We start from the raw sequence: 22,601 nt of genomic DNA, 5'->3' as shown, positions 1-22,601 counted from the left end.
GTCAGCTCTTCTGGAAGATGAAGCCGTAGGTGCGCTCGACCCGCACGCGCAGCACGAGCCGCTGGTCCTTCACCTTGGTCCGGCGGAACTCCTCCCAGTCCTCGTGCTCGCCCTGGGTGGCGCGGTACATGTCGCAGAGTTCGTCCACCACGGCGTCGTGCGGGTCGGCGGCCACCTCGGAAACCGAGGCGGTGCCCTCGAACACCCCGAAGGCGAACATGTCCTCGGTCGTCACGTGGAAGCTGACCCGGGGGTCCCGGCGGGCGTTGCGCGTCTTGGCGCGGTCGTCGGTGGTGGCGATCCGGATGGTGTCCGTGGCGGGGTCGTAGCTGTACCCCACGTTGGAGAGCTGGGGGCGGCCGTCGCGCTTGAGGGTGACCAGGACGCCGCGGCCGCCGCTGCGTTCGGCCAGCAGCCGCCGGTAGGCGTCCTCCTGGTGCTGACTCATGACTTCTCTCCGTTCGTACGGCTGTGAACTGACGTGTGGGGCTGGGGTGTTCAGGACGCTTCCGGCAGGGAGGCGGCTGCGGGGGGTGTGACGCGGGCCGCGGTGAGTCCGGCGGACCGCAGGGTGTGGTCGAGGTCCGTGCCGTCGGCCAGCGGGCCGCGGGCGGCGAGGTGGCCGTCAGGGCGGACGAGCGCGAAGTCCCCTGGCCCCAGGCCGAGATCGCGGCGCAGGACGCCGTCCGGGTCCAGCAGCGGGCGGGGTCCGGAGGTGTCGCCGGCGTCGCACAGGCGGCGGACCGAGACCGCCCGGCCGTGGGTCGCGTCGAGCCGTCCGACCAGCTCTCCGGTGGGACGCCCGCCGGCCGTCGCGGGCAGCAGCAGGGTCCAGCGCGGGTCGTGCAGCTCCTCGCACAGGTCCCGCCAGCCGGCCCTGGTGCGCCGGTCCTCGGCGGTGCATCCCACCCGCTGTCCGGGCCGCGGGCCGGGGCCGGGCGGAGCGGGCCGGCTGAGCGGGCTGTCGGGGTACTCGACGGTCAGTCCGCAGAAGCCGCGGATCATCTTGCGCTCCAGCTTCCGCTTGAGCGGGGTGATCCGCCGGACGGCGCCGAGACCGACCGGCAGCAGCACGGGCCCGAGGGCGTTGCGCAGGGCGACCAGGGCGGTGGCCACGCGGGTGGAGCCGAGCAGGCGTTCGCCGACGGGGACGCGTTCGGCGCCGTAGCTGTCCAGCAGCCGGTCCTCGGCGTGGCCGCGGATCACGTCGGCGAGTTTCCAGGCGAGGTTGTAGGCGTCCTGCATGCCCGCGTTCATGCCCTGCCCGGAGGCGGGGCTGTGCACGTGGGCCGCGTCCCCGGCGACGAAGCAGCGGCCGACGCGCATCCTCTCGATCATCCGCTGCTGCACGGTGAAGACCGAGATCCAGGTGGGCGGTGCCACCTTCACGGGCCGGCCGAGCGCGGTGGAGATCTTCCCAGCGAGGCGGTTCCTGATCACCTCCGGGTCGTCCGCGTCCGTGATGTCCTGGGTGTCGATCACCCGCCACTTCCCGGAGGCCGGGAAGGGCACCATCAGCAGGGTGCCCTTGCCGGTGTGCAGCAGGTGGTTGCTGTCCCCGGGGAGCGGGGCGTCCGTCTCGACGTCGGCGTTGAGCCAGGTCTCGCTGGCGTCGCCGAGGAGCCGGAGCCCCAGGCTCTTGCGGACGGTGCTGTGCGCCCCGTCGGTGCCGACCAGCCACGGCACGGAGGAGGTGGTCGCGCGGCCGTCCGCCGCGACGAGCCGTACGTCCACGTGGTCGTCGTACGGGGTGAAGGAGTCGAGGGCGACGCCCCACTCCACCTCGACGCCGCGCTGGGACAGCCGCTCCCGCAGCACCTCCTCGGTCACCACCTGGTCGACCATGAGGCTGAAGGGGTAGCGGGTGGGCATCGTGGAGTAGTCGGTGTCGAAGCGGACCAGGGTGCGTCCGCGCAGGTGCAGGGTGAAGTGCTCGACCTTGCGGCCGCGCGGCAGCAGGCCGTCCAGGACGCCCATCTGGTCGCAGATCTCCAGGGTGCGGGCATGCACGGCGAGGGCCCGGCTGGTGACCGCGGGGCCCGGGGCCCGGTCGACGATCCGTACCGCCACTCCGCGCCGCGCGAGTTCGTGGGCGAGGGTGAGACCGACGGGGCCCGCGCCCACCACGAGGACGTCGGCGCCCGCGGGGCTGTCAGTCATGCCGTGCCTCCGTGAAGGCCTTGGCGAGGGCGAGTGTCGCCGCGCTGTTGCCGCCGACCGCGCGGCGGACGAACGCGGCCGCGGACGCGCGGGTCCCGCCGGCCTGCGGGACCTCGGGGATGGCGGCCTCGTTCAGACGCACGCGGTGCCAGGAGGTCGCCCGCACGCCGTCGGCGGTGGGCACGACGGTCCACGCGCCGACATGAGCGGTCATCAGCGGCGGCGTAACGAGTTGCTTGTAGACGATGCGCCGCTGCTCCGGGAAGCAGACCCGGACCGACTCGGTGGTGTGGGCCGAGCCCTCCTTGGTGACGGTGTCCATCACCATCCACTGGATGTTCTCGACGTCCTCGCGCAGCCTCATCCGGGAGACGTGGGGCAGCCGGTCCGGCCAGGCCGCGGCCTCGTACAGGAACCGGTAGACGTCCCCGGGGTCTGCGTCGACCAGCGTGGAGTCCTCGAACTCGAAGACGAGGCCGGCGGTGTCCGCGGCCTGTTCGGCGAGCGCCTTGATGCCGGCGAGTTCGGTTCCGCTGTTGCGGTCGGTGGCCTGCTCGATCCATGCGAGGCCGGCCGGGTCGTCGTCGACGGCGGTGAACTCGTGGAGCAGGGTGAGGCGGGCGGTGCCCGGTGCGGTGCCGGCCTCGACGATCCACTCGCCGCTCATCGAGGCGACCGGCGGCGTGGAGACCTCCTGCCGGAAGGTGATCCGAAACCGCTTCGGGTCCAGGTCCCGGCGCGAAGTCCAGGTCTTAGCCTCGCCGTTGGCGGTGGCCCAGATCCGCAGCCGTTCCACGCCCCCCGCCTGCGGGTCCGCTTCCTCGACGCGTTCGACGTGGATCGTCGGGGCGAAGTGGACGGGCCAGGAGAGCGCGTCGGCGATGATCCCGTAGACGGTCCCGGCGGGTGCGTCGATGTCGATGTGGTGCGTAGTGCGCTGGGTTCCGGTGCGCAGCATTGCCGTGCCTTTCTCTGGGTCGGACCGGGCGCCGGCCCGCGGGGTCAGAAGATGCCGAGTCCGCCGCAGACGTTGAGGGCCTGCGCGGTGATGGAGGCGGCGGTGTCGGTGACGAGGTAGTCGACGAGGCCGGCCACCTCGTCGGGGGTGGAGTACCGCCCCAGCGGGATCTTGGCGTGGAACTCGGTGAGCACCTCCTCCTCGGACAGGTGACGGGTGTGCGCGTAGGACTCGCGCACCCGGACGGCCATGGGCGTCTCGACATAGCCGGGGCAGACCGCGTTGACCGTGACCCCGGTGGGGGCGAGTTCCTTGGCGAGGGCCTTGGTGAAGCTGATGACACCGCCCTTGGCGGCCGAGTAGGGGGCGCCGAAGGGCACGCCCTGCTTGCCTCCGGTGGAGGCGATGCTGATGATCCGTCCGCCCTCGCTGCCCTCCAGGCCGCCGGTGGTGAGGACTTCGCGGGTGACCCGGAAGACGCTGCTGAGGTTGGTCTCGATCACGTCGTCCCACAGCTCGTCGGTGATCTGCGCGGTCCGGCCGCCGCCGCTGCGTCCGGCGTTGTTGACCAGCACGGTGATCGGCCCGTAGCGCTCCACGGCGGCGCGGACCAGGGCCCCGACCGACTCGCCGGAGCGCACGTCGGCGGCCCGGCCGTCCACCTCCAGGCCCTGCTCCCGCAGCCCCTTCACGGTCGAGGACACGTTCTCCTCGGTCCGCGCGCACAGGTACACCGGGATGCCTCGCCGGGCCAGCCGGGTCACCACGGCGAGCCCGATCCCGCTGGTGCCGCCTGTCACGAGGGCCGCGCGGTGCGGACCGCCCGCCCCGGCCGTGCCCGGGGGTTGCGCTGTGGTCATCTCGTCCTCCTCCGTCGGGGTGCCCCGGCAGCCTCCCGGACCGGGTTCGAGGGGCGGCCGAGGATGCCTCGAACCGTTGCGGGGCGGGTGGACGGACCGGTGAGGAGATCTCCAGCGGTTCTCGAGGCGCCGGTGCGAGCGTCTGCTGCACACCACGTCACCGTGACCGAAAGGGGGACCGTCATGCCGTTGTCGGCACCGCCCGCGAACAGCGCCCACGACACCGCGCTGTACCAGGAGGTCCTGCACTTCTACGCCCGGCAGATGCGCAGCCTCGACGAGGGGAACGTCGCCGAGTGGGCCGAGACCTTCACCGAGGACGGGGTGTTCCGCGCCAACGCCCACCCCCGGCCCCAGGAGGGCCGCGCCGCCATCCGCCAGGGTGCGGCCGAGGCCACCCGCCGGCTCGCGGAGCAGGGTGTCCGGCGCCGTCACTGGCTGGGCATGCTGGAGGTCTCCCGCAACGCCGACGGCACGGTGACGGCCCTGACGTACGCGCAGGTGCTCGCCACCCCGCAGGGCGGCAGGGCCGAGCTGGAGCTCAGTTGCTCCTGCGAGGACCTGCTGGTGCGCGAGGGCGAGCGGCTCCTGGTACGGCGCCGGCAGGTGTACCGCGACGACCTTCCGCGCTCGTGATGCCGGGCGCGGTGCACGAGGGGGTGGCGGCCGGGGCACCGCTCGGTTCGCTGGCGGATCTGCTGGGCGGGCCCCGGATCGACGACCTGCTGCGCCGGGCCGCGGCCTCGGCGCCGCACCGCACCGCCGTGCGCACCGCCGAGGGGACGATCGACTACGCCGGGCTGTCGGCGCTGGCCGACCGGTACGCCGCCGGTCTGCGCGCGCTGCTGGGCGGTTCGAACGCCGTGGTGGCCCTCACCACGACGCTGGACCGGCACTTTGCCCCGGCCTTCTTCGGCATTCTCCGCTCCGGCAACGTCCCGGCCCTGGTCAACCCGTTGCTCCGGGAGGAGGGGCTGGCCCATGTCCTGGGCATCAGCGCGGCGAAGGCGGTGCTGGCGCCCCCGGAGCTCCATGAGCGTCTGGACGGCGTCCGCGGCCGGCTGCCGGAGCTGCGGCACGTCGTGCTGACGCACCGGGACGCGGGCCCGGCCGGGGTGCCCGAGGGGGTACCGGTGCTGGACGAACTGCCCGACGGCGGGCCGCGGGAGCGGCCGCCGGTGCTGGACGACGACCCCGAGGCCGTCGCCTGTGTGCAGTTCACCAGCGGCACCACGGGAGCGCCGAAGGCCGTGCTGCTCAGCCACCGCAATCTGGTGGTCAACGCGGCGCAGTCGGCGCGGGCGCACGGTCTGGACCCGGACGCGGTGGTCTTCGACTACCTTCCGACGTTCCATCTGATGCACCTGACCGTCACGGTCGCGGTGGCCGGGACCCTCGTGCTGTGCACCGAGCCCGACCCCGCGGACGCGATGGACGCGGCGAACCGGGTGCGCGCCACGCACTTCTACAGCCTGCCGGTCCGGCTGTCCCGGCTGGCCGTGCACCCGCGGCTGCCCGAGCTGGAGTGCCCGTCGCTGCGGGCGGTCCTCTCCGGCGGCTCGACCCTGGCGCGGCCCGCGGCCGGCACGCTCGGCCAGCACTTCGGCGTACCGGTGGTGCAGGGCTACGGCCTTCAGGAGACCTCCCCCTCCACGCACTTCGACAGCCTGGTCGCGCCGCGCGCCGGTTCGTCCGGGCGGCCGGTGGCGGGCACCGAGTGCCGGATCGTCGAGGTCGACTCGCGGAAGGTGCGGCCGGTGGGCGAGCGGGGCGAGATCCAGGTCCGCGGGCCCCAGCTCATGAAGGGCTACCTCGGCCGGGACCTGTCGTACGACACCGACGCGGACGGCTGGTTCTCCACCGGGGACATCGGGCTGATGGACGCCGACGGATACCTGTACGTCGTCGACCGGCTCAAGGACGTCTTCAAACGGGACAACTGGCTGGTGTCGCCGACGGAGGTCGAACGGGTGCTGCTGCGCCATCCCGCCGTCGCCGACTGCGCCGTGATCGACCGGCCGCACGAGTTCAGCGGTGCCGTGGCGCACGCCTTCGTGGTGCTCGCCGAGGGCGCGGGCACCGTCGACCCGGCCGCCGTGGCCGCCGAGGTCAACGCCGGACTGCCGTACTACGAACGGCTGGAGCACATCGAGGCGACCGACCGCATCCCCCGTTCGCCCACCGGCAAGGTGCTCCGCCAGGAGTTGCGCGCGCGCCTTGCGACCGCACAGGAAAACCCCTCCCATCCGAAGGAGTCCACCGTCATGCACCACTTCGTCAACCGTTTCACCGTGTCCGGCGACACCGAGGAGTTCGAACGCCTGCTGGGGAAGATCACCGACTACATGGCGGAGCAGCCCGGCTTCCGCGCGTACCGGCTGTACCGGTCGGTGCAGGACCCGCAGGTGTACGTGGAGACCGCGGAGTGGACGGACGGCGCGGCCCACCAGCAGGCGGTCTCCGGCGACGGCTTCCGCGGCCCGGTGATGGAGATCATGAAGCTCGCCCGGGCGGAGGCCGGCCCGTACCGGCTGGTGACCGAGCGGCAGGCCGACGCGGGCGCATGAGCCGCGTCTGCGGGCCGGCCGGCGCCCCCCGTCGCCGGCCGGCCCGCGTTCCCGTGCGCATCCTTGGAGGGAAGGGAATTCGTGATGACCGACGCGACAACCGCCGTACCGGGACCGGTCATGAGGCTGCGGGAGCTGGCGCACAGCGCCGCCTGCGCCGCCTCGGTCCGGGCCGCGGCCCTGCTCGGGCTGCCGGAGGCACTCGGCGACGAGCCGGCCACCGCCGCCGATCTGGCCCAGGCCGTGGGCGCGGACGAGGAGGCGCTGGTCCGCCTGCTGCGTTCGCTGACGACGTACGGCGTCTTCGCCGAGACCGGTGAGGGCGCCTATGTGCACACGGCCGAGTCCAGGCTGCTGCGCGAGGACGCCCGGCACAGCATCAAGTACAACGTCCTGTGGGCCACCGAGCCGTGGACCTGGGAACTGTGGGCCCATCTGGACGAGGCCGTCCGCACCGGCAAGGGCGTGTTCCCCTCCCTGCACGGGGAGGACTTCTTCACGTATCTGCACGCCCGGGCGCCGCACTCGGCCGAGGTGTTCGACAAGGCGATGACGCAGTCCAGTCAGCTCTCCGCCCGTGCCGTCGCCGAGCAGCTCGACCTGTCCGGTGTGCGGACCGTGGCCGACATCGCGGGCGGGCAGGGGCTGGTGCTGGCGACCCTGCTGGAGGAGAACCCCGCACTGCACGGCACCCTGCTCGACCTGCCGGGCGTGGTCGCCAACCCCGACCCGCGCCTGGGCGAGGGCGGTTCGCTGGCGTCGCGGGCCACGCTGCTGCCCGGCGACTGCCTGCGGGAGATCCCGGTCCAGGCGGATGTCTACATCTTCAAGAACATCCTGGAGTGGGACGACCGGAGCACGGTCACGGCGCTGCGCAACGCGGTGGCCGCGGCCCGCCCGGGAGCCCGGGTCCTCGTGATCGAGAACCTGGTGGACGGCAGTCCCGAGCTGAGGTTCACCACCGCGATGGACCTGCTGCTCCTGCTGAACGTGGGCGGCAAGAAGCACACCCGACAGGGGCTCGCGGCCCTGATGGAGCAGGCCGGGCTGCGGGTCGGGGACATCCGCCCGGTCAACTCGTACCTGCACCTCTTCGAGAGCACCGTGGTCTGACCGAGGGCCGCGCCCGCGCTCCCCTCCCCTCTTCCCACATCTGGCTCCTCACCGCCGGCGCGGACCTCCGTGCCGGCCGTGAGGCATGCCCGGGGACGACCGCGCGCTTCGGTGCGGCGCTCGTCCCCGTACGACTTCTTCGACCGGAGGACCACCATGCCGTCCGTCCCCGCCACCGACACCTCCGCCCTGGCCGCCCTCGCCTCCCCCACGGGCCCCGTCGCCCTGCTGTTACCGGGTCAGGGAGCCCAGCAGCCGGACATGGCCACCGAACTCTACGGACCCGAGCCGGTGTTCACGGCCGTGATGGACGAGTTCTTCACCCTGCTCGGGCGGGAAGGCGCTGAGCTGCGTGAGGACTGGCTGAGCGCGTGCCCGCGCGTTCCGCTCGACGACGCCTGCCGCGCCCAGCCGTTGCTGTTCGCCGTCGGCTACGCCCTCGGGCGCACCCTGCTCGCCCACGGCGTCCGGCCCGCGGTGTTGCTCGGGCACAGCGTCGGAGAGCTGGCGGCGGCCGCGCTGGCCGGGGTGTTCGACCTGGCCGACGCGGCCTGGCTGATGTCGGCCAGGTCCGCCGCGATGGCCGGCGTCGGGCCCGGGGGCATGCTGGCCGTGGCGGCGCGTCCCGAGGAGCTCGCGCATCTGCTGCCGGGCGGCCCGGGCGGCATCCCGGGCGCGGTGGCCGTCGGTGCGGTCAACGCGCCCGCGCAGACGGTGTTGAGCGGGCTGGAGCCCCACCTCACCGAGGTCGAGGAGACCCTGCGCGCGGCCCGGTTGGCGGCGCGCCGGGTGCCCGCGCGGCAGGCGTTCCACTGCCCGGCGGTGGCGGGCGCCGCCGACGTGTTCCAGGCGGCGTTCAGCGGGGTGTCGCTCAACTCGCCGCAGATCCGCGTGTGGTCGACCCGGACGGGGCGGCCGGTGCGCCCGCACGAGGCGGCGGACGCCGGCTTCTGGGCCCAGCAGCTCGCCGAGCCGGTGCTGTTCTGGCCCGCGCTGGACAACCTGCTGCGGTACGGCGACTTCACCCTCGTGGAGACGGGACCGGGACAGGGGTTGTCGATGCTGGCCCGCCGCCATCCCCAGGTGCGTTCGCGGCGCAGCCGGGTGGTGCCGCTGCTGCCGCCTCGGCCGGGCGGGGACCTGGCCTTTCTCCGAACTGCCCTGACCCGACTCTCCACTTGACGATCGTACAGTTACTGCCTTACCGTTTGGCAAGCAAGGACTTGTCGATGAGACAGTCACGGCCCGGCCGGCCCGCACACCTTCCGTTTTCCTGACCTTCCCGAACCACTCGAAGGGGGCTGACCCGTGGCGCGAGCACACGGAAAGAGCCGGACCCGACCACCCGGCCCCAGCACTACGGAGCCGGTCTTCAGGCCGCGCGGTCTCGCCGGCCGCATGGGCAGCTGGAGCGCCGAGCACCGCTGGGCGGCCGTGGCCGCCTGGCTGCTCTTCGCGGTCGTCTCCGTGGTCCTCGGAGGCGTCGTGGGCCAGATCGACGCGGCGGACCACGACACCGTGCCCGGCGAGGCCGGACAGGTCATCAGGACCCTGCACGACAAGGGCGTCCAGGACCCCGCGCTGGAGTCCGTGCTCGTCCGGTCGTCGGGCGCGGTGACGGACCGGGCCGCCCGTGACACGGTCGACGACGTGATCACCTCGGTCCGCGCCACCGGACAGGTCACCGACATCCGCTCGCCCTACGACACCGAGGCCGTCTCCGGGGACGGCCACGCCGCCCTGGTGCAGTTCGCCGTCACGGGGGACCCGGCCACCGCGGGTGACCGGGTGGGCCCGGTCCTCACCGCCGTCGAGCAGGTGGCGGACCGTCACAAGGACATGAAGGTCGAGGAGTTCGGCGCCGCGAGCGCGGACAAGACCATCGGGGACGCGTTCAGCGACGACTTCGCCCAGGCCGAGTACTCGGTGGTGCCGCTCGCCATCGGCATCCTCTTCATCGCCTTCGGCGCCCTCGTCGCGGCCGTACTGCCGGTGATCCTCTCGCTGACCGCCGTCGTGGCCACCACCGGCCTGGTGGCGCTGGCCAGTCACGCGGTGCCCATGAGCGACAGCTCCGGCATCGTGATGCTCCTGGTCGGCATGGCCGTCGGCGTCGACTACTGCCTCTTCTACCTGCGCCGCGAACGCGAGGAACGGGCCCGCGGCAGGGACGCCCGGACGGCGCTGAACATCGCGTCCGCCACCTCGGGCCGGGCCGTCCTCGTCTCCGGCAGCACGGTGATCGTCGCGATGGCCGGCATGTTCCTCACCGGCATGACCGAGTTCGAGGGCATGGGTCTGGCGACCCTGCTGGTGGTCGCCGTGGCCATGATCGGCTCGGTGACCGTCCTGCCGGCCGTGCTGTCCCTGCTCGGCGAGCGGGTGGAGAAGGGACGGCTGCCCTGGCGCAGGCCGGCCCGGCAGGCCCCGGACGCCGAGAGCCGCGTCTGGCGCGCCGTCCTCGGCACCGTGCTGCGCCGCCCCAAGCTGTCCCTGCTGGTCGGCGCCGGCGCGCTGATCGCCCTCGCCGTCCCGGCCACGGCCCTGCATCCGGCGGATCTCACCCTCAAGCAGGAACTCGGCGACGTGGCCATGGTCCGCGCCTACGAGGACATCAGCACGACCTTCCCGGGCGGTCCCGAGCCCGCCGAGGTCGTGGTGACCGCCGAGGACATCACCGGGGCCCGGGTGACCGCCGCCATCGCCGCGTTCCGGGAACGTGCCGTCAGCTCCGGCGCCTCCGGCGGCCCGGTCCAGGTGAGCGTGCACGAGAAGCAGAACCTCGCGGTCATCGAGGTGCCGCTGACCGGCGGCGACTCGCGGGCCAGGAGCGAGAAGAGCCTCGAGGTCCTGCGCGAGCAGGTGCGGCCGCAGACGCTCGGCAGGGTCGAGGGCGTAAAGGCACCGATCGGCGGATCCGTCGCCGCCTCCAAGGACTTCGCCGACAAGCTGGGCTCCAGCGTGGCCCCGGTGTTCGCGTTCGTCATCGCCTTCGCGTTCCTGCTGATGCTGCTGTCCTTCCGGTCGCCGCTGATCGCCCTCACCTCCACCGTGCTCAACCTGCTGTCCGTGGGCGCCGCCTACGGCATCCTCACCGCGGTCTTCCAGAAGGGCTGGGGCGCCTCGCTCATCGGTGCGCACGGCGTGGGGGCCATCGAGTCCTGGCTGCCCCTGTTCCTCTTCGTCATCCTGTTCGGGCTGAGCATGGACTACCACGTGTTCGTGGTGTCGCGGATCCGTGAGGCACGGCTGCGCGGCATGAGCACGCGGGACGCCATCGCGCACGGGATCGCGACCACGGCCGGCGTCGTCACCAGCGCCGCGGTCATCATGGTCGGCGTCTTCGCGATCTTCGGCACCCTGTCGCTCCAGGGGATGAAGCAGATGGGTCTCGGGCTCGCCATCGCCGTCCTCATCGACGCCACCGTGATCCGGGGCATGCTGCTGCCGGCGGCGATGCTCCTGCTCGGCGAGCGCAACTGGCACGTCCCGGCCCTGCTGAACAGGCTGCCCGACCTGGAGGGCGGTGACCTCGCGGCACCGGAACGACCGGTCGTGACGCACCAGCGGGACGACGAGGCACCCGAGCACGCCAGGACCTGAACCGGGCGTCGCATGCCGAAAGGGACGGTCCCCGCGGACCGTCCCTTTCGGCATGCCGGACATCGGATCAGGAAACCGACTCGTACGCGGCCACCCAGCCCGCACGCAAAGCGGAGTACTTATTGACGGCATCAATTCGGGAAACAGCTCCGAGTTTCACGAAAATACTGTGCACATGCCGTTTCACAGTCCCCTCCGAAATGGAAAGCCGCCGGGCTATCTGCCCGTTGCTCAATCCGTCCGCTATTCGCGTCAGGATTTCCTTCTCCCGGCGGGAGAGGGCGCTTTCATCATCCGGGCGGCTAATGCGCTCGATACTGGCGCGGGCCACCGAGAGCACCACCCGGCCGTCACGTGCCGCCACGGTCCGGATGGCTGTGACCAGCTCGAGGACCGTCACGCTTTTCGTCAGATAGCCGCTGATGCCCAGCGCGAGCAGTTCCTGGAGCAGGGCCGGCTGGTCGTGCGAACTCAGCACCAGAAACCGGGAGTCGCGGACGGCCACCCGGAGCTGCATGAAGGTCTCCATGACACCCTCCGGCCGGTCGGCGTCGACGATGACGACATCAGGCTGGACCGTGACCGCCAGATCGACCGCCTCCGCGCCTCCGACCGCGCAGCCGACGACGGCCAGATCCCGCTCCGCGCCCAGCATCGATCCCAGGGACTCCCTGAGAAGCGTCTGGTGATCAACAAGAAGGATCTTGATCTGTCTCGACACCATCCGTCGAACCCCCCGTTTAGTGCGATGTGAACCACGACAGCACGCTGGGCCAATGGAACAGAGCATCAACGCGAGAAGACTTCCAGTGCATTCCTTCGCTGCACTGTATCTCAACCAGGGCAGCAATCAGGTAAAGATTCAGTAATAGTAAAAGATTGGAACGGTCATTGATGGTGCGGAATTCAACGCTCCGCACTTGCCATGCACACTGTCCGAGAATGCGTCGCAGACCCCCACAGCAATGTGGGGGCCTGAAACGTACAGAATTTGCTACTTGCCGGTGCGGGTACGGTAGAGGCGAACGGCCAGCGGAGCGAAGACGACGATCATTCCGACCGAGTAGACGGTGGTCGCGAGCACCGGGTGCTGGAGCGGCCAGGCGTGCACGCTGCTCGCGGGATTCGGATTGCCGAAGAGATCCCTGATGGCGGCCGAGAGCGAGCTCAGCGGATTCCAGTTCGCCACCTCGCGCAGCCACGCCGGCATGCCCGAGGTGGGGACGAAGGCGCTCGACACGAAGGTCAGCCCGAGCATCATCAGCACCCCGAACTGCTGGACGCCCTCCGCGCTGCGGAAGACCATGCCGAGGCAGGCCATCCCCCAGTTGAGGGCGTAGGCGAAGAGCAGAATCAGCGCGAAACCCTCCACGGCGTGCCCGACGTCGGTGTGGATGCGCCAGCCGATGGCGAGACCGGTCGCGGCCAGGACGATCACGGCGATGATCGTGGTCAGCAGGTCCGCGAGGCTCTGCCCCGCCAGCACACCGGCCCGGGACATCGGCAGGGAGCGGAACCGGTCGATGATCCCGTTGGACATGTCGTGGTTGACCGCGGTCGCGGTGCCGGTCGACGCCGAGGCCATGGTCATCGCGAACATGCCCGGGATCAGGTAGTCGTGGTAGCTCACCCCGTGGGGCAGCGCGATGGCACCGCCCACGACGTAGGCGAAGAGCAGGGTGAACACCACCGGGGTCAGTGTCACGTCGATCAGGGACTCGGGTTCGCTGAGCGTCCGGGCGAGGTTGCGGCGGGCAAGCACCAGGGTGTCGCCGATCACCTGGCGCACCTTGCCGATCGTGCCGGGGCCCGCGTCGAGGCGGCCGGGGACAGCCGTGAGGGTCGTCATCTGGGGTTCTCCAATACAGGAATACGGGGGCGGTCAGCCGGCCGCGGCCACGACGCCGTCCTCGCTGGCCGACTCGTCCCGGGCGAGGGCCGAGTGACCCGTGAGCGCCAGGAAGACGTCGTCCAGCGACGGGCGCCGCACGGAGCAGTCGTCCAGTTCGATCCCGGACCTGAGCAGGGACCGGACGACGTCGGTGGCCAGCCGGGGACGCGCGGTCACGGGCACCTGCACGTGGCGGGTCTCGGGGTCGATGGTGGCCGGGCCGGTGCCGAAGCCGCCCAGCACCAGGGCTGCCGTGGCGAGATCGCCGCCGGCCGAGACGACGACCTCCAACTGGGCCCCGCCCAGAATGGACTTGAGCTCGCGGGGCGTCCCCTTGGCAATGGTCTGCCCGCGGTCGATGACCACGATCTGGTCGGCCAGCTGATCGGCCTCCTCCAGGTACTGCGTGGTCAGGAACAGCGTCGTGCCGTCGGCCACCAGGTCGCGGATGACGTCCCACATCACGTTGCGGCTGCGCGGGTCCAGACCGGTGGTGGGTTCGTCGAGGAACAGGATGCGCGGGCGGGCCACCAGGCTGGCGGCCAGGTCGAGCCGGCGCCGCATGCCGCCGGAGTAGCCCTTGACGGGGCGGCCCGCCGCCTCGACGAGATCGAACTCCGCCAGCAGCTCGTCGGCCCGTTCACGGGCCGCGCGTCGCCGCAGGCCGGCCAGGCGCCCGATCATGACCAGGTTGTCCCGCCCGCCCTGGAACTCGTCGAGGGCCGCGTACTGCCCGGTCAGCCCGATGGCCCGGCGGACGGCCGCGGGGTCCTTGCTCACGTCGTGACCGCCCACGAGCACCTGTCCGCCGTCCGGCTTGAGCAGGGTCGCGAGCACCCGCACGGTCGTCGTCTTGCCCGCGCCGTTGGGCCCCAGCACTCCGACGACCGAGCCCGCGGGCACTTCGAGGTCGACGCCCTTGAGGGCCTCGTGGTCGCCGAAGCGCTTGACGAGTCCTCGGACGCTGACGGCGATGTCGCCTCCAGGAGAGACAGACACGGATTTCTCCTCATCGAGTCGGGGTCAGGGCACTGCGACCGCTGTGCGGGGCCTTGAGACCGCGCGTGGATCCCGGATTGCTACTGTGCATCCCATAATTGATCCCGTCGGCAAGCCCGAATTAGGCACACCGGCCAGTGGCCACTTGCCAAACGGTAAGGGAGCCACTTGCCAATCGTCAAGGAGAGGTCGGACGTCATGGTCGCGCCATCAGCAAAGGACCAGGCCAGCAAGAAGGACGCCGGATCCTCCGGTTCGGGCAACACCCGCGACCGGCTGCTCGCGGTGGCCACGGAGCTCTTCACGACCCAGGGGTACGGAGGCACCTCCCTGCGGGAGATCGCCGAGCGGCTCAGCGTGAGCAAGGCGGCGATCTACTACCACTTCCGCACCAAGGAGGACATCGCCCGGGCGATCGTGGAGCAGATCATGGAGGTGAACGGCGGCATCGCCGACCGGCTCACCGTGGCGGGCAAGGACGCCGAGGCGTGGCAGCGCGCCTTCGACCAGATCATCGAGATCGCCCTGACCCATCGCCGGCTGTTCATGGTGTGGGACCGCAACGACGACGCGTTCCAGAAGCTGTTCGCCGACGATCCGGTCCTCGGGCCCCAGATCGAGGCCCAGGGCGAGCCGCTCGCCGCGCTCTTCGCCGACGCCTCCCTGCCGCCCTCGGACCGCATCCGGCTGGGCTGCGCGTTCGGCGCCATGATGGGCCCGCTCGTGATGTACACGTCCTTCTACGAGGACCTGAGCACCGACGTGCTGCGCGAGCACATCCGCACCACCGTCTCCACCCTGCTGAGCGGCTGACCCCCGACCCGGGAAGCACACACACGGACGGCGCATCGGCGGGCTCCCCGCCCCGATGCGCCGTCCGCGTGGCCTCCGGGGACGCTCAGACCACGTCCAGCCGCTCCCCGCGGGCCTGGGCGGCGACCCGGGCGCGCAGGGCCTCCTCCGCCGTGCACTCGATGCGCCGGGTGGCGAACCCGAGGATCGGCGGCGCCATCAGCGACGTGATCACCGCCACCAGCACCACGATCGTGTACGACTCGGACGTCAGGACACCCAGCCGCAGCCCCACCGAGGCCACCACGATCTCGATGACGCCTCGCGCGTTCATGCCGGCGCCGACCGCGAGCGCCTCCCAGCGGCTGAGCCTGCTGAACCTCGCCCCCACGAACGCGCCGGCGAACTTGCCGAGCACGGCCAGCAGCAGGACGACCAGGGCCGTGCCGAGCACCTCGGGACGGCGCAGCGCGGTCAGATCCACCCGCAGTCCCGCGGTGGCGAAGAACAGCGGTGCGAGCACACTCATCACGAAGGTCCGCATCGGTGCCAGCGCGGACAGCTCGATCCCGCCGGACCGGCGCAGCATGATGCCGGCCACGAACGCGCCGAACACCGCTTCCAGGCCCATCGACTGGGTCGCGGCACTGCACAGCACGATCGCGGCCACCGCGAGCGCCACCGGCCCACCGGACCCGGGGCCGCGGCCGGACACCCGCAGCGCCGCGCGCAGCAAGCGGTGCCCCACCGTCGCCGCCACGAGGACGACCACCGCGAGCCACATCAGCGACGTCGCGACGGTCGACGCGTGCACGCCGGTGGTGGCCATGGCGGAGACGACCGACAGCAGGATCCAGCCGACGACGTCGTCGATCATGCCCGCGGCCAGGGTCAGCTGGCCGACGTTGCGGTGCAGCAGGTTCATGTCGGACAGCGTCTTGGTGATGACCGGTATCGCGCTGACGCACATGGCCACGCCGAGGAAGAGCGCGAACACGTGCCGCTCCCGCACCGCCGCACCGAGGAACGACTCCGGCACGTACCAGCCGGCCAGCACTCCCAGGCCGAGCGGGACGACCAGCCCGACGAGGCTGACGCCCAGCGCGGTGCGCCCCCTGCGGCGCACCAGGCCGAGATCGAGCTCCATGCCGGTGACGCCGACCAGGAGCAGCACCCCGATCTGCCCCACCGCGTCCAGCAGGTGGAACTGCTCCGGCTGCTGGGGCAGCAGCCACCGCGAGAGGTCCCCGGCGACATGGGTGAGCACCGAGGGCCCGAGCACGACGCCCACGCACAACTCCCCTACCACGGCGGGCAGTCCGAAGCGTGTCGCCAGCTTGCCGAACAGCAGCGCCAGGAGCAGCAGCAGTCCGGCCTGGAGGAGGAAGACGAGCAACGAGTGGGCCGGGATCGGGGCCACCGGCGAGGCGATCGGCATGGCGCTCCTCTGCACAGGAAGGGTCGCGTACGGAGCGAACACCGTGGCACCGGCGATCGGAGAGTCGTTCAAGGGGCGGCGGAGGAAGGTTCCCGCCACAGAGCAAGTCGGACAACCACCGCAAAGGGCGCGCCCCGCCGGGTCCGACTACATCGAAAGTTACATCGGCACCGGTCCTACCGGTTCATGTGAGGCAACCTTCAGAAGGCCCCGTTGCCCACAACCTCTGCGGCACATAAAGTTCAGGCCAGAGATAATCCAGAACCCGTCTTATTGCTTCGGAAGGGACAGGTAAATGGAATTCAGGCTACTCGGCCCACTGGAAGTGCTGCACGATCGTCAGCTATGCACGCCCCACGCCCCGAAAGTCAAGAAAGTATTAGCTCTGCTCCTGCTCAGGGCGAACCAGGTCGTCAGTCTCGACACGCTGATCGAGGAGTTGTGGGGCGACAAGTCGCCGCAGACCGCCATCACCACGACCCAGACGTACATCTACCATCTCCGCAGGTCACTGACGCGGGCGGTAGGGCCTGAGAAGGCCGAGGAGATCGTCAGGACGGCGGCGCCCGGTTATGTCCTGCGGGTCGAGGACCACGAGGTCGACATCACGCAATTCGACGCGCTGATCGCGCGCGCCAAGGTGTCGGCGACGGCCCAGGATTTCCGTACGACAGCCCAGTACGCAAAAGAGGCACTGGCGCTCTGGACGGGTACTCCGCTGGCCGGCGTGGACTGCGGAAATGTACTGCGAGGATATGTGGTGAACCTGGAGGAACGCCATATCGCCGCTCTTGAATTGCGGGTCTCGGCGGAAATGAAGCTGGGGAACTACCGCGAAATGATCGCCGATCTCCGCTCCCTGGTGACGGTGCATCCGCTCAACGAGTGGTTCCACGGCCAGCTCATCGTGGCGCTGAACAAGGCGGGACGCCGCAGCGAGGCGCTGCACGCCTACCAGAACGTGCGCGAGCTGCTGCGCCGCGAGCTCGGCCTGGAACCGTCGTCCGAGCTGTGGCACCTGCACCAGGAGATCCTCGCCGCCGACTCCCGGGCGCGCAGCTCCCACCGGCGGCTGCCCGCGCCCCCGCGCGGCGTCGTCGGTCGCGCCTCCGCCCCCGTGCACTAGCCGTGAAGGAGACGTCCATGTCGCTGCCGACACCACCCGCGTCCTCGGCACCGCCGGTCGAGCCGGAGACGTTCCGCGCCATCATGGGCGCGCTGCCGACCGGCGTGACCGTCGTGACCACGCTCGACTCCCGCGGCGAGCCCTGCGGCTTCACGTGCAGCGCCGCGTGCAGCGTGTCCCAGGATCCGCCGCTGCTGCTGGTCTGCGTGAACTCCCGCAGCCGGGTCCTGCGGGAGATGCTGGGCACCGGAGCGTTCGCCGTCAACGTCCTGCGCGCCAACCGCGAGTGGGTCTCCTCCCACTTCGCGTCCCGGGCCGAGGACCGTTTCGCCTCCGTCGCCTGGCAGCCCGCCGACGCGCTGGGCCTGCCCTGGCTGCCGGACCACACCGTCGCCTACGCCGAGTGCCGGCTGGACTCGGCCATCACGGCGGGCGACCACACCGTGGTCATCGGCACGATCGTCGGCGGGGACGCCCTGCAGACCCGCGGACCCCTCATGTACTGGCGCCGCGAGTACGCCGGCTGGCCGGGCCACGACGCCCTGGGCTCGGGTCTCACCCTCGCGACCGAGGGATGACTCCCCCGACGCGGATGCGGTGTGCCGCTGCCGGACGATCCGGCAGCGGCACACCGCATCCGCGGGTTCCTCAGAGCGTGGCCTGCACCTGCTGCGGCGAGACCGCCAGCAGATCGCGTATCTCCGCACGCGGATGGTCCTGCGCCCACTCGGCGACCACCTGCATGTTCTCGGCCGTCGGACTGATGAACCGCTGCTCCGGCCGGTTCAGCCCCAGCGCCGGGAACATCCAGTCGGACTCCCGGACGCGCGCCAGCATGGTGTCGGCGGCCTCCTGCGCCGACAGCCGGCCCTCGTCCACGGCGTCGCACTGGGCGACGAGTTCCTCGAACATCTCCGCGTTGAAGTCCGTCGGGCACCACAGCCCCGGGTACTTGCTGTCGTCCAGGGCGCGCAGCGGTTGGTCGTTGCCGGCCGCCTTGGCCGCCTTGAGGGCGTTGAGGAACCTCTTGCTGCCCACCGCGCTGCCCGTCACCCAGATACGGAAGACGGCGTTCCACAGGTCGTAGTTCTGGAAGCTGATGTACGAGGCGTTCACCAGCTTGTCGTTGTAGTCGAGCAGCCCCTGCTCCAGCCGCTCCACCGGTTCGAACCGCTCCGCCGAGAAGTCGTCGTCGCGCAGGGCCTCCATCAGCCGCCACGCGAGGGTGTTGATGAGCTCGCAGGTGTTGGACAGACCCCGCGAGAACAACGGGTCGATGAAGCCCGCCGCGTGGGACATCAGGCACCACCGGTTGCCGACGGTCCGGGTGGACGAGTACTGCATCCGGGGCGTGCGCACCCACTCGCGGGCGCTGCGGGCCCCGGCCAGTTGCCGCTCGACGGCGGGGAACCGGCGTACGTGCTGCCAGAACTCGTCCTCCGGGGACAGGCCCGGCTGCTCCGGGTAGCGCCGCTCGTCCACCTGGAGTCCGACGCTGCACAGCGGGTTGGTGGCGTCCGGGTGGTTGTCGAACGGGATGATCCAGATCCAGCCGCGGTCGAACATGTGGTGCAGGGTGCCGCTGTGCCAGGGCACCGGCGGCCGGTCGGCGGGCCCGTGCCGCAGATGGTCGTCGGCCGGCTCGACGCCGATCATGTGCGTGAAGATCGACCGGGCGTGGTGCTTCAGCCGGCTGGGCTCCTCCCGCAGCCCCAGCTGGTCGGCGAGCGGCGAGCGGAAACCACTGGCATCGACGAGGTAGCGGGCCTGGTACGACGAGCCGTCCGCACCGATCACCGTGACGCCGTCGTCGGCGAAGTCGACCTTGGCGACCCGGTAGTTCTGCCGGGCCTCGCAGCCGTACTTCAGGGCCACGTGGAACATGTACGCGTCGCTGTCCTGGCGGAAGAAGTGCGCCGCGTTCCCGGTGACCTCGAGCAGCCGGAACATGTTGGTCTCACGCGGGTCGGGCTCCTCACCGTCCCGGTGGATCATGAAGCCGAAATTGCTCTTCTGGCCGTGCGAGGAACCGACGTGTTTCTTCACGCTCTCGAAACTGCCGAGGTGACCGATCTCGGGCACGTCGTAGCGGTGCGCGAGAAGACGCAGAATGAACAGCGTCTGCCCGATCGTGGATTCCCCTACGGCAAAACGGGGGTGCTGGGCCCCGTCCAGCAGGAGCGTACGGAATCCGTGCTTTGCGAGAATGGCACCGAGCATCGTTCCGGAGAGGCCGGTACCCACCACGGCCACATCGTACGTTCCTTCGTCGCGCCGCATATCTGCGTACCCCTTCGTTCGTTTCGCCGGACCAGGCCGGTCCATGACGACGGCTGGCTCTCCCCAGTGCAGCAAGGGGCCCTCAAAAACCGTTCGAGGGCCGATCGTTCGGGCTGCCGGAGTGCGCGCCGGCACCGGCGTACGCCCCCGTCGATCGCCCTTCGAGGCACCCTGGATCGGCCCGCAGCATTCTCGACTCCGGCCCGGTACGGAAGGCACGGAAAACACAAGTGCCGGGAAGCCCCAGCGGAGGGAGAGACGGTGGAAGGAACACCCGAGGGGCGCCGCGTCGTCATCACCGGAATAGGCGTGGTGTCCCCTGGCGGAATCGGCAGGAAACAGTACTGGGAACTCCTGACCTCGGGGCGTACGGCAACCCGCACCATCACGTTGTTCGATGCCTCGCCCTTTCGCTCACGCATCGCGGCGGAGTGCGACTTCGACCCGATAGCGGCCGGTCTCACCCGTCGGCAGATCCGGCAGTGGGACCGGACCACCCAGTTCGCCGTCGTGGCCGGAAAGGAGGCTCTGGAGGACAGCGGGGTCCTCGGCCAGTCCGACCCGTACCGCACCGGGGTCATGATGGGCACCGCCTGCGGCAGCACCATGAGCCTGGACAGCGAGTACGCGCTCGTCAGCGACGAGGGGAAGTCCTGGCTCGTCGACGAGTTCCACGGTTCGCCGTACCTCTACGACTACTTCGTGCCCTCCTCCATGGCCGCCGAACTCGCCTGGATCGCCGAGGCGGAGGGGCCTGTGGGCGTGGTGTCGACCGGCTGCACCTCCGGCATCGACGTCCTCGGGCACGCCGCCGACCTGATCCGGGAGGGCCACGCCGACGTCATCACGACGGGCGCCTCGGACGCGGCGATCTCCCCCATCACCGTCGCCTGCTTCGACGCCATCAAGGCGACGACCGCGCGCAACGACAGCCCGGAGACGGCGTCCCGGCCCTTCGACCGCACCCGCAACGGCTTCGTGCTCGGCGAGGGCTGCGCCGTCTTCGTCCTGGAGGAACTGGAGCACGCCCGCCGCCGCGACGCCCACGTCTACGCCGAGATCTCCGGCCACGCCTCCCGCTGCAACGCCTACTCCATGACCGGGCTGAGCGACGAGGGGCTGGAGATGGCCGACGCGATCACCAGCGCGCTGGACATGGCCCGGCTGGCCCCGTCCGACATCGACTACGTCAACGCGCACGGCTCGGCCACCAAGCAGAACGACCGGCACGAGACCAACGCCCTCAAACGGAGCCTGGGCGCGCACGCGTACGACACCCCCGTCAGCTCCATCAAGTCGATGATCGGGCACTCGCTCGGGGCCATCGGCGCCCTGGAGACCGCGGCCTGCGCCCTGGCCGTCGAGCACTCGGTCGTCCCCCCGACGGCCAACCTGCACGAGCCGGACCCCGACTGCGACCTGGACTACGTACCGCTGGTGGCGCGGGAGCAGGAGGTCGGCACGGTCCTCAGCGTCGCCAGCGGCTTCGGCGGGTTCCAGAGCGCGCTGGTCCTCAACAAGCCGCAGCGGAGGCAGGGGTGAGCGTCTCGGCTCCACGCCCCGTCATCACCGGCATCGGGGTCGTCGCTCCTACCGGGCTCAGTACCGGAGACTGGTGGGCGGCCGTGCTGCGCGGTGAGAGCGGCATCCGCCGGATCACCCGCTTCGACCCGTCCGGCTACTCGGCCACGGTCGCCGGCGAGATACCGGAGTACTCCACCGCCGACAAGCTGCCCGGCAGACTGCTGCCGCAGACGGACCGGATGACCCGCCTCGCGCTCATCGCCGCCGAGGAGGCCCTCTCCGACGCGGGTGCCGACCCCGCCGCGATGCCCGACTTCGCGTGCGGTGTCGTCACCGCGGCCTCCGCGGGAGGCTTCGAGTTCGGGCAGAAGGAGCTGGAAGCCCTGTGGTCCAAGGGCGGCAGGTACGTCAGCGCGTACCAGTCGTTCGCCTGGTTCTACCCGGTCAACACCGGGCAGATCTCCATCCGGCACGGGCTGCGCGGCCCCGGGAGCGCGGTGGTCGCCGAGCAGGCCGGCGGCCTCGACGCCATGGCCAAGGCCCGCCGGCACATCCGCTCCGGAACCCCCCTCATGGTCACCGGCGGGGTCGACGGGTCCCTGTCCCCGTGGAGCTGGCTGTGCATCATCCGCTCCGGCCGGGCCAGCGAGTCCTCCGACCCACGCCGCGCCTTCCTGCCCTTCGACCGCCGTGCGGAGGGGGCGGTCGTCGGGGAGGGCGGCGCCCTCTTCGTCATGGAGGGCCGGGAGCAGGCGCAGGAGCGCGGGGCGCACCACCGGTACGGCGAACTGGCCGGGTACGCCTCGACGTTCGACCCGCGCCCCGGGTCCGGGCGGCCACCGGGACTGCGCCGGGCCGTCGAACTGGCTCTGGCGGACGCCCGGACCGCTCCCTCGGACGTCGACGTGGTCTTCGCCGACGCGTCCGGAGTCCCCGAACTCGACCGTGTGGAGGCCGAGGTGATCGCCGGGGTGTTCGGCCCCCGGGCCGTCCCGGTGACCGCGCCCAAGACCATGACGGGCCGGCTGCTGGCGGGCGGTGCCCCGCTGGACGTCGCCGCCGCCCTGCTCTCCCTGCGCGACGGCGTCGTCCCGCCCACGGTCCACGTGGACGCCCCGGCCCACGAGGACCTGCTCGACCTCGTGCGGGACGAGCCCCGCGAGCGGCCGCTGTCCACCGCACTCGTCGTCTCCCGCGGCCTGGGCGGCTTCAACTCCGCCCTGGTCGTCCGCACCGCCCCGTGACGTCCGGCCCCGCCCCCCCCGGGCGGGCGGACGCGGCGGGGCAAAG

General features: G+C 71.1%; 19 protein-coding genes. 10 read left to right on the top strand and 9 right to left on the bottom strand.

The features are described 5' to 3' along the window. Nucleotide 1: 1 nt before the first annotated feature. Genes AOJ26_RS09455 through AOJ26_RS09440 form a run of 4 tightly spaced genes read right to left on the bottom strand, consistent with a single transcriptional unit; the run spans nucleotide 2 to nucleotide 3,978 of the window. Nucleotides 2-448: a PPOX class F420-dependent oxidoreductase gene (locus AOJ26_RS09455; protein WP_053847762.1), complete on the bottom strand. Its 447-nt coding sequence runs from the start codon at nucleotides 446-448 to the stop codon at nucleotides 2-4. Nucleotides 449-498: 50 nt separating this feature from the next. Beyond that, nucleotides 499-2,160 (bottom strand): FAD-dependent oxidoreductase, encoded by a 1,662-nt coding sequence (locus tag AOJ26_RS09450; RefSeq protein ID WP_053847761.1) that lies wholly within the window; start codon nucleotides 2,158-2,160, stop codon nucleotides 499-501. After that, complete coding sequence (locus AOJ26_RS09445) at nucleotides 2,153-3,118, bottom strand: aromatase/cyclase (RefSeq protein ID WP_053847760.1); 966 nt, start codon at nucleotides 3,116-3,118, stop codon at nucleotides 2,153-2,155. Before AOJ26_RS09445 ends, AOJ26_RS09450 begins: the two co-directional genes overlap by 8 nt. A 44-nt stretch (nucleotides 3,119-3,162) precedes the next feature. Continuing rightward, nucleotides 3,163-3,978, bottom strand: coding sequence for an SDR family NAD(P)-dependent oxidoreductase (locus tag AOJ26_RS09440; RefSeq protein WP_053847759.1), 816 nt, complete (start codon nucleotides 3,976-3,978; stop codon nucleotides 3,163-3,165). 183 nt (nucleotides 3,979-4,161) lie between these two features. Here AOJ26_RS09440 and AOJ26_RS09435 point away from each other — a divergent pair, with 183 nt between their 5' ends. From AOJ26_RS09435 to AOJ26_RS09415, 5 genes are all read left to right on the top strand, one after another. Further along, nucleotides 4,162-4,614 (top strand): nuclear transport factor 2 family protein, encoded by a 453-nt coding sequence (locus AOJ26_RS09435; RefSeq protein WP_053847758.1) that lies wholly within the window; start codon nucleotides 4,162-4,164, stop codon nucleotides 4,612-4,614. Further along, nucleotides 4,614-6,545 carry an AMP-binding protein gene (locus AOJ26_RS09430; protein WP_053847757.1) on the top strand — a complete coding sequence of 644 codons (1,932 nt, stop codon included), beginning with the start codon at nucleotides 4,614-4,616 and terminating at the stop codon, nucleotides 6,543-6,545. Before AOJ26_RS09435 ends, AOJ26_RS09430 begins: the two co-directional genes overlap by 1 nt. 84 nt (nucleotides 6,546-6,629) lie before the next feature. Beyond that, nucleotides 6,630-7,658 carry a methyltransferase gene (locus AOJ26_RS09425; protein WP_053847756.1) on the top strand — a complete coding sequence of 343 codons (1,029 nt, stop codon included), beginning with the start codon at nucleotides 6,630-6,632 and terminating at the stop codon, nucleotides 7,656-7,658. 156 nt (nucleotides 7,659-7,814) lie between these two features. Further along, nucleotides 7,815-8,840 (top strand): acyltransferase domain-containing protein, encoded by a 1,026-nt coding sequence (locus AOJ26_RS09420; protein WP_053847830.1) that lies wholly within the window; start codon nucleotides 7,815-7,817, stop codon nucleotides 8,838-8,840. 216 nt (nucleotides 8,841-9,056) lie between these two features. Beyond that, nucleotides 9,057-11,261 carry an MMPL family transporter gene (locus tag AOJ26_RS09415; RefSeq protein WP_053847755.1) on the top strand — a complete coding sequence of 735 codons (2,205 nt, stop codon included), beginning with the start codon at nucleotides 9,057-9,059 and terminating at the stop codon, nucleotides 11,259-11,261. 67 nt (nucleotides 11,262-11,328) lie between these two features. Here AOJ26_RS09415 and AOJ26_RS09410 read toward each other — a convergent pair whose 3' ends face one another. The 3 genes from AOJ26_RS09410 to AOJ26_RS09400 form a co-directional block, all read right to left on the bottom strand. Then, complete coding sequence (locus tag AOJ26_RS09410; RefSeq protein WP_053847754.1) at nucleotides 11,329-11,985, bottom strand: LuxR C-terminal-related transcriptional regulator; 657 nt, start codon at nucleotides 11,983-11,985, stop codon at nucleotides 11,329-11,331. 270 nt (nucleotides 11,986-12,255) lie between these two features. Continuing rightward, nucleotides 12,256-13,110: an ABC transporter permease gene (locus tag AOJ26_RS09405; RefSeq protein ID WP_053847753.1), complete on the bottom strand. Its 855-nt coding sequence runs from the start codon at nucleotides 13,108-13,110 to the stop codon at nucleotides 12,256-12,258. A gap of 33 nt (nucleotides 13,111-13,143) precedes the next feature. Beyond that, the gene (locus AOJ26_RS09400; protein WP_053847752.1) at nucleotides 13,144-14,151 is read right to left on the bottom strand and encodes an ATP-binding cassette domain-containing protein; all 1,008 of its coding nucleotides are present in this window, start codon (nucleotides 14,149-14,151) and stop codon (nucleotides 13,144-13,146) included. 198 nt (nucleotides 14,152-14,349) lie between these two features. On the opposite strand from AOJ26_RS09400, the gene AOJ26_RS42755 reads away from it, so the two are divergent. Then, on the top strand, nucleotides 14,350-14,964 hold the full coding sequence (locus AOJ26_RS42755; RefSeq protein WP_053847751.1) for a TetR/AcrR family transcriptional regulator: 615 nt from the start codon (nucleotides 14,350-14,352) through the stop codon (nucleotides 14,962-14,964). Nucleotides 14,965-15,049: 85 nt separating this feature from the next. On the opposite strand, the gene AOJ26_RS09390 is transcribed toward AOJ26_RS42755, so the two are convergent. Beyond that, nucleotides 15,050-16,381 carry a cation:proton antiporter gene (locus AOJ26_RS09390; protein ID WP_053847750.1) on the bottom strand — a complete coding sequence of 444 codons (1,332 nt, stop codon included), beginning with the start codon at nucleotides 16,379-16,381 and terminating at the stop codon, nucleotides 15,050-15,052. Nucleotides 16,382-16,676: 295 nt separating this feature from the next. On the opposite strand from AOJ26_RS09390, the gene AOJ26_RS09385 reads away from it, so the two are divergent. After that, nucleotides 16,677-17,507, top strand: a complete 831-nt coding sequence (locus AOJ26_RS09385) for an AfsR/SARP family transcriptional regulator (RefSeq protein WP_053847749.1) — start codon at nucleotides 16,677-16,679, stop codon at nucleotides 17,505-17,507. Nucleotides 17,508-17,524: 17 nt separating this feature from the next. Further along, complete coding sequence (locus AOJ26_RS09380; protein ID WP_053847748.1) at nucleotides 17,525-18,085, top strand: flavin reductase family protein; 561 nt, start codon at nucleotides 17,525-17,527, stop codon at nucleotides 18,083-18,085. 70 nt (nucleotides 18,086-18,155) lie between these two features. Here the strand turns inward: AOJ26_RS09380 and AOJ26_RS09375 are convergent, their stop codons facing one another. Then, on the bottom strand, nucleotides 18,156-19,754 hold the full coding sequence (locus tag AOJ26_RS09375; RefSeq protein WP_234358512.1) for an NAD(P)/FAD-dependent oxidoreductase: 1,599 nt from the start codon (nucleotides 19,752-19,754) through the stop codon (nucleotides 18,156-18,158). A gap of 294 nt (nucleotides 19,755-20,048) precedes the next feature. Between AOJ26_RS09375 and AOJ26_RS09370 the strand changes: the two genes are divergently transcribed. Then, nucleotides 20,049-21,329 carry a beta-ketoacyl-[acyl-carrier-protein] synthase family protein gene (locus AOJ26_RS09370; protein ID WP_053847746.1) on the top strand — a complete coding sequence of 427 codons (1,281 nt, stop codon included), beginning with the start codon at nucleotides 20,049-20,051 and terminating at the stop codon, nucleotides 21,327-21,329. Continuing rightward, the gene (locus AOJ26_RS09365; RefSeq protein ID WP_053847745.1) at nucleotides 21,326-22,555 is read left to right on the top strand and encodes a ketosynthase chain-length factor; all 1,230 of its coding nucleotides are present in this window, start codon (nucleotides 21,326-21,328) and stop codon (nucleotides 22,553-22,555) included. The genes AOJ26_RS09370 and AOJ26_RS09365 overlap by 4 nt, the downstream gene beginning before the upstream one ends. The last annotated feature ends 46 nt before the right edge of the window (nucleotides 22,556-22,601 follow it).

Source organism: Streptomyces sp. NRRL B-24085 (assembly GCF_001282115.1).
GTDB lineage: Bacteria > Actinomycetota > Actinomycetes > Streptomycetales > Streptomycetaceae > Streptomyces.
Note: the sequence above shows the minus strand (reverse complement) of the source record. Positions and strands in the feature narration are given on the sequence as shown.

What these genes read in the sequence shown, in the direction of transcription:
- AOJ26_RS09455 (WP_053847762.1), bottom strand. Translation starts at nt 448, where the DNA reads ATGAGTCAGCACCAGGAGGACGCCTACCGGCGGCTGCTGGCCGAACGC.
- AOJ26_RS09450 (WP_053847761.1), bottom strand. Translation starts at nt 2,160, where the DNA reads ATGACTGACAGCCCCGCGGGCGCCGACGTCCTCGTGGTGGGCGCGGGC.
- AOJ26_RS09445 (WP_053847760.1), bottom strand. Translation starts at nt 3,118, where the DNA reads ATGCTGCGCACCGGAACCCAGCGCACTACGCACCACATCGACATCGAC.
- AOJ26_RS09440 (WP_053847759.1), bottom strand. Translation starts at nt 3,978, where the DNA reads ATGACCACAGCGCAACCCCCGGGCACGGCCGGGGCGGGCGGTCCGCAC.
- AOJ26_RS09435 (WP_053847758.1), top strand. Translation starts at nt 4,162, where the DNA reads ATGCCGTTGTCGGCACCGCCCGCGAACAGCGCCCACGACACCGCGCTG.
- AOJ26_RS09430 (WP_053847757.1), top strand. Translation starts at nt 4,614, where the DNA reads ATGCCGGGCGCGGTGCACGAGGGGGTGGCGGCCGGGGCACCGCTCGGT.
- AOJ26_RS09425 (WP_053847756.1), top strand. Translation starts at nt 6,630, where the DNA reads ATGACCGACGCGACAACCGCCGTACCGGGACCGGTCATGAGGCTGCGG.
- AOJ26_RS09420 (WP_053847830.1), top strand. Translation starts at nt 7,815, where the DNA reads ATGCCGTCCGTCCCCGCCACCGACACCTCCGCCCTGGCCGCCCTCGCC.
- AOJ26_RS09415 (WP_053847755.1), top strand. Translation starts at nt 9,057, where the DNA reads ATGGGCAGCTGGAGCGCCGAGCACCGCTGGGCGGCCGTGGCCGCCTGG.
- AOJ26_RS09410 (WP_053847754.1), bottom strand. Translation starts at nt 11,985, where the DNA reads ATGGTGTCGAGACAGATCAAGATCCTTCTTGTTGATCACCAGACGCTT.
- AOJ26_RS09405 (WP_053847753.1), bottom strand. Translation starts at nt 13,110, where the DNA reads ATGACGACCCTCACGGCTGTCCCCGGCCGCCTCGACGCGGGCCCCGGC.
- AOJ26_RS42755 (WP_053847751.1), top strand. Translation starts at nt 14,350, where the DNA reads ATGGTCGCGCCATCAGCAAAGGACCAGGCCAGCAAGAAGGACGCCGGA.
- AOJ26_RS09390 (WP_053847750.1), bottom strand. Translation starts at nt 16,381, where the DNA reads ATGCCGATCGCCTCGCCGGTGGCCCCGATCCCGGCCCACTCGTTGCTC.
- AOJ26_RS09385 (WP_053847749.1), top strand. Translation starts at nt 16,677, where the DNA reads ATGGAATTCAGGCTACTCGGCCCACTGGAAGTGCTGCACGATCGTCAG.
- AOJ26_RS09380 (WP_053847748.1), top strand. Translation starts at nt 17,525, where the DNA reads ATGTCGCTGCCGACACCACCCGCGTCCTCGGCACCGCCGGTCGAGCCG.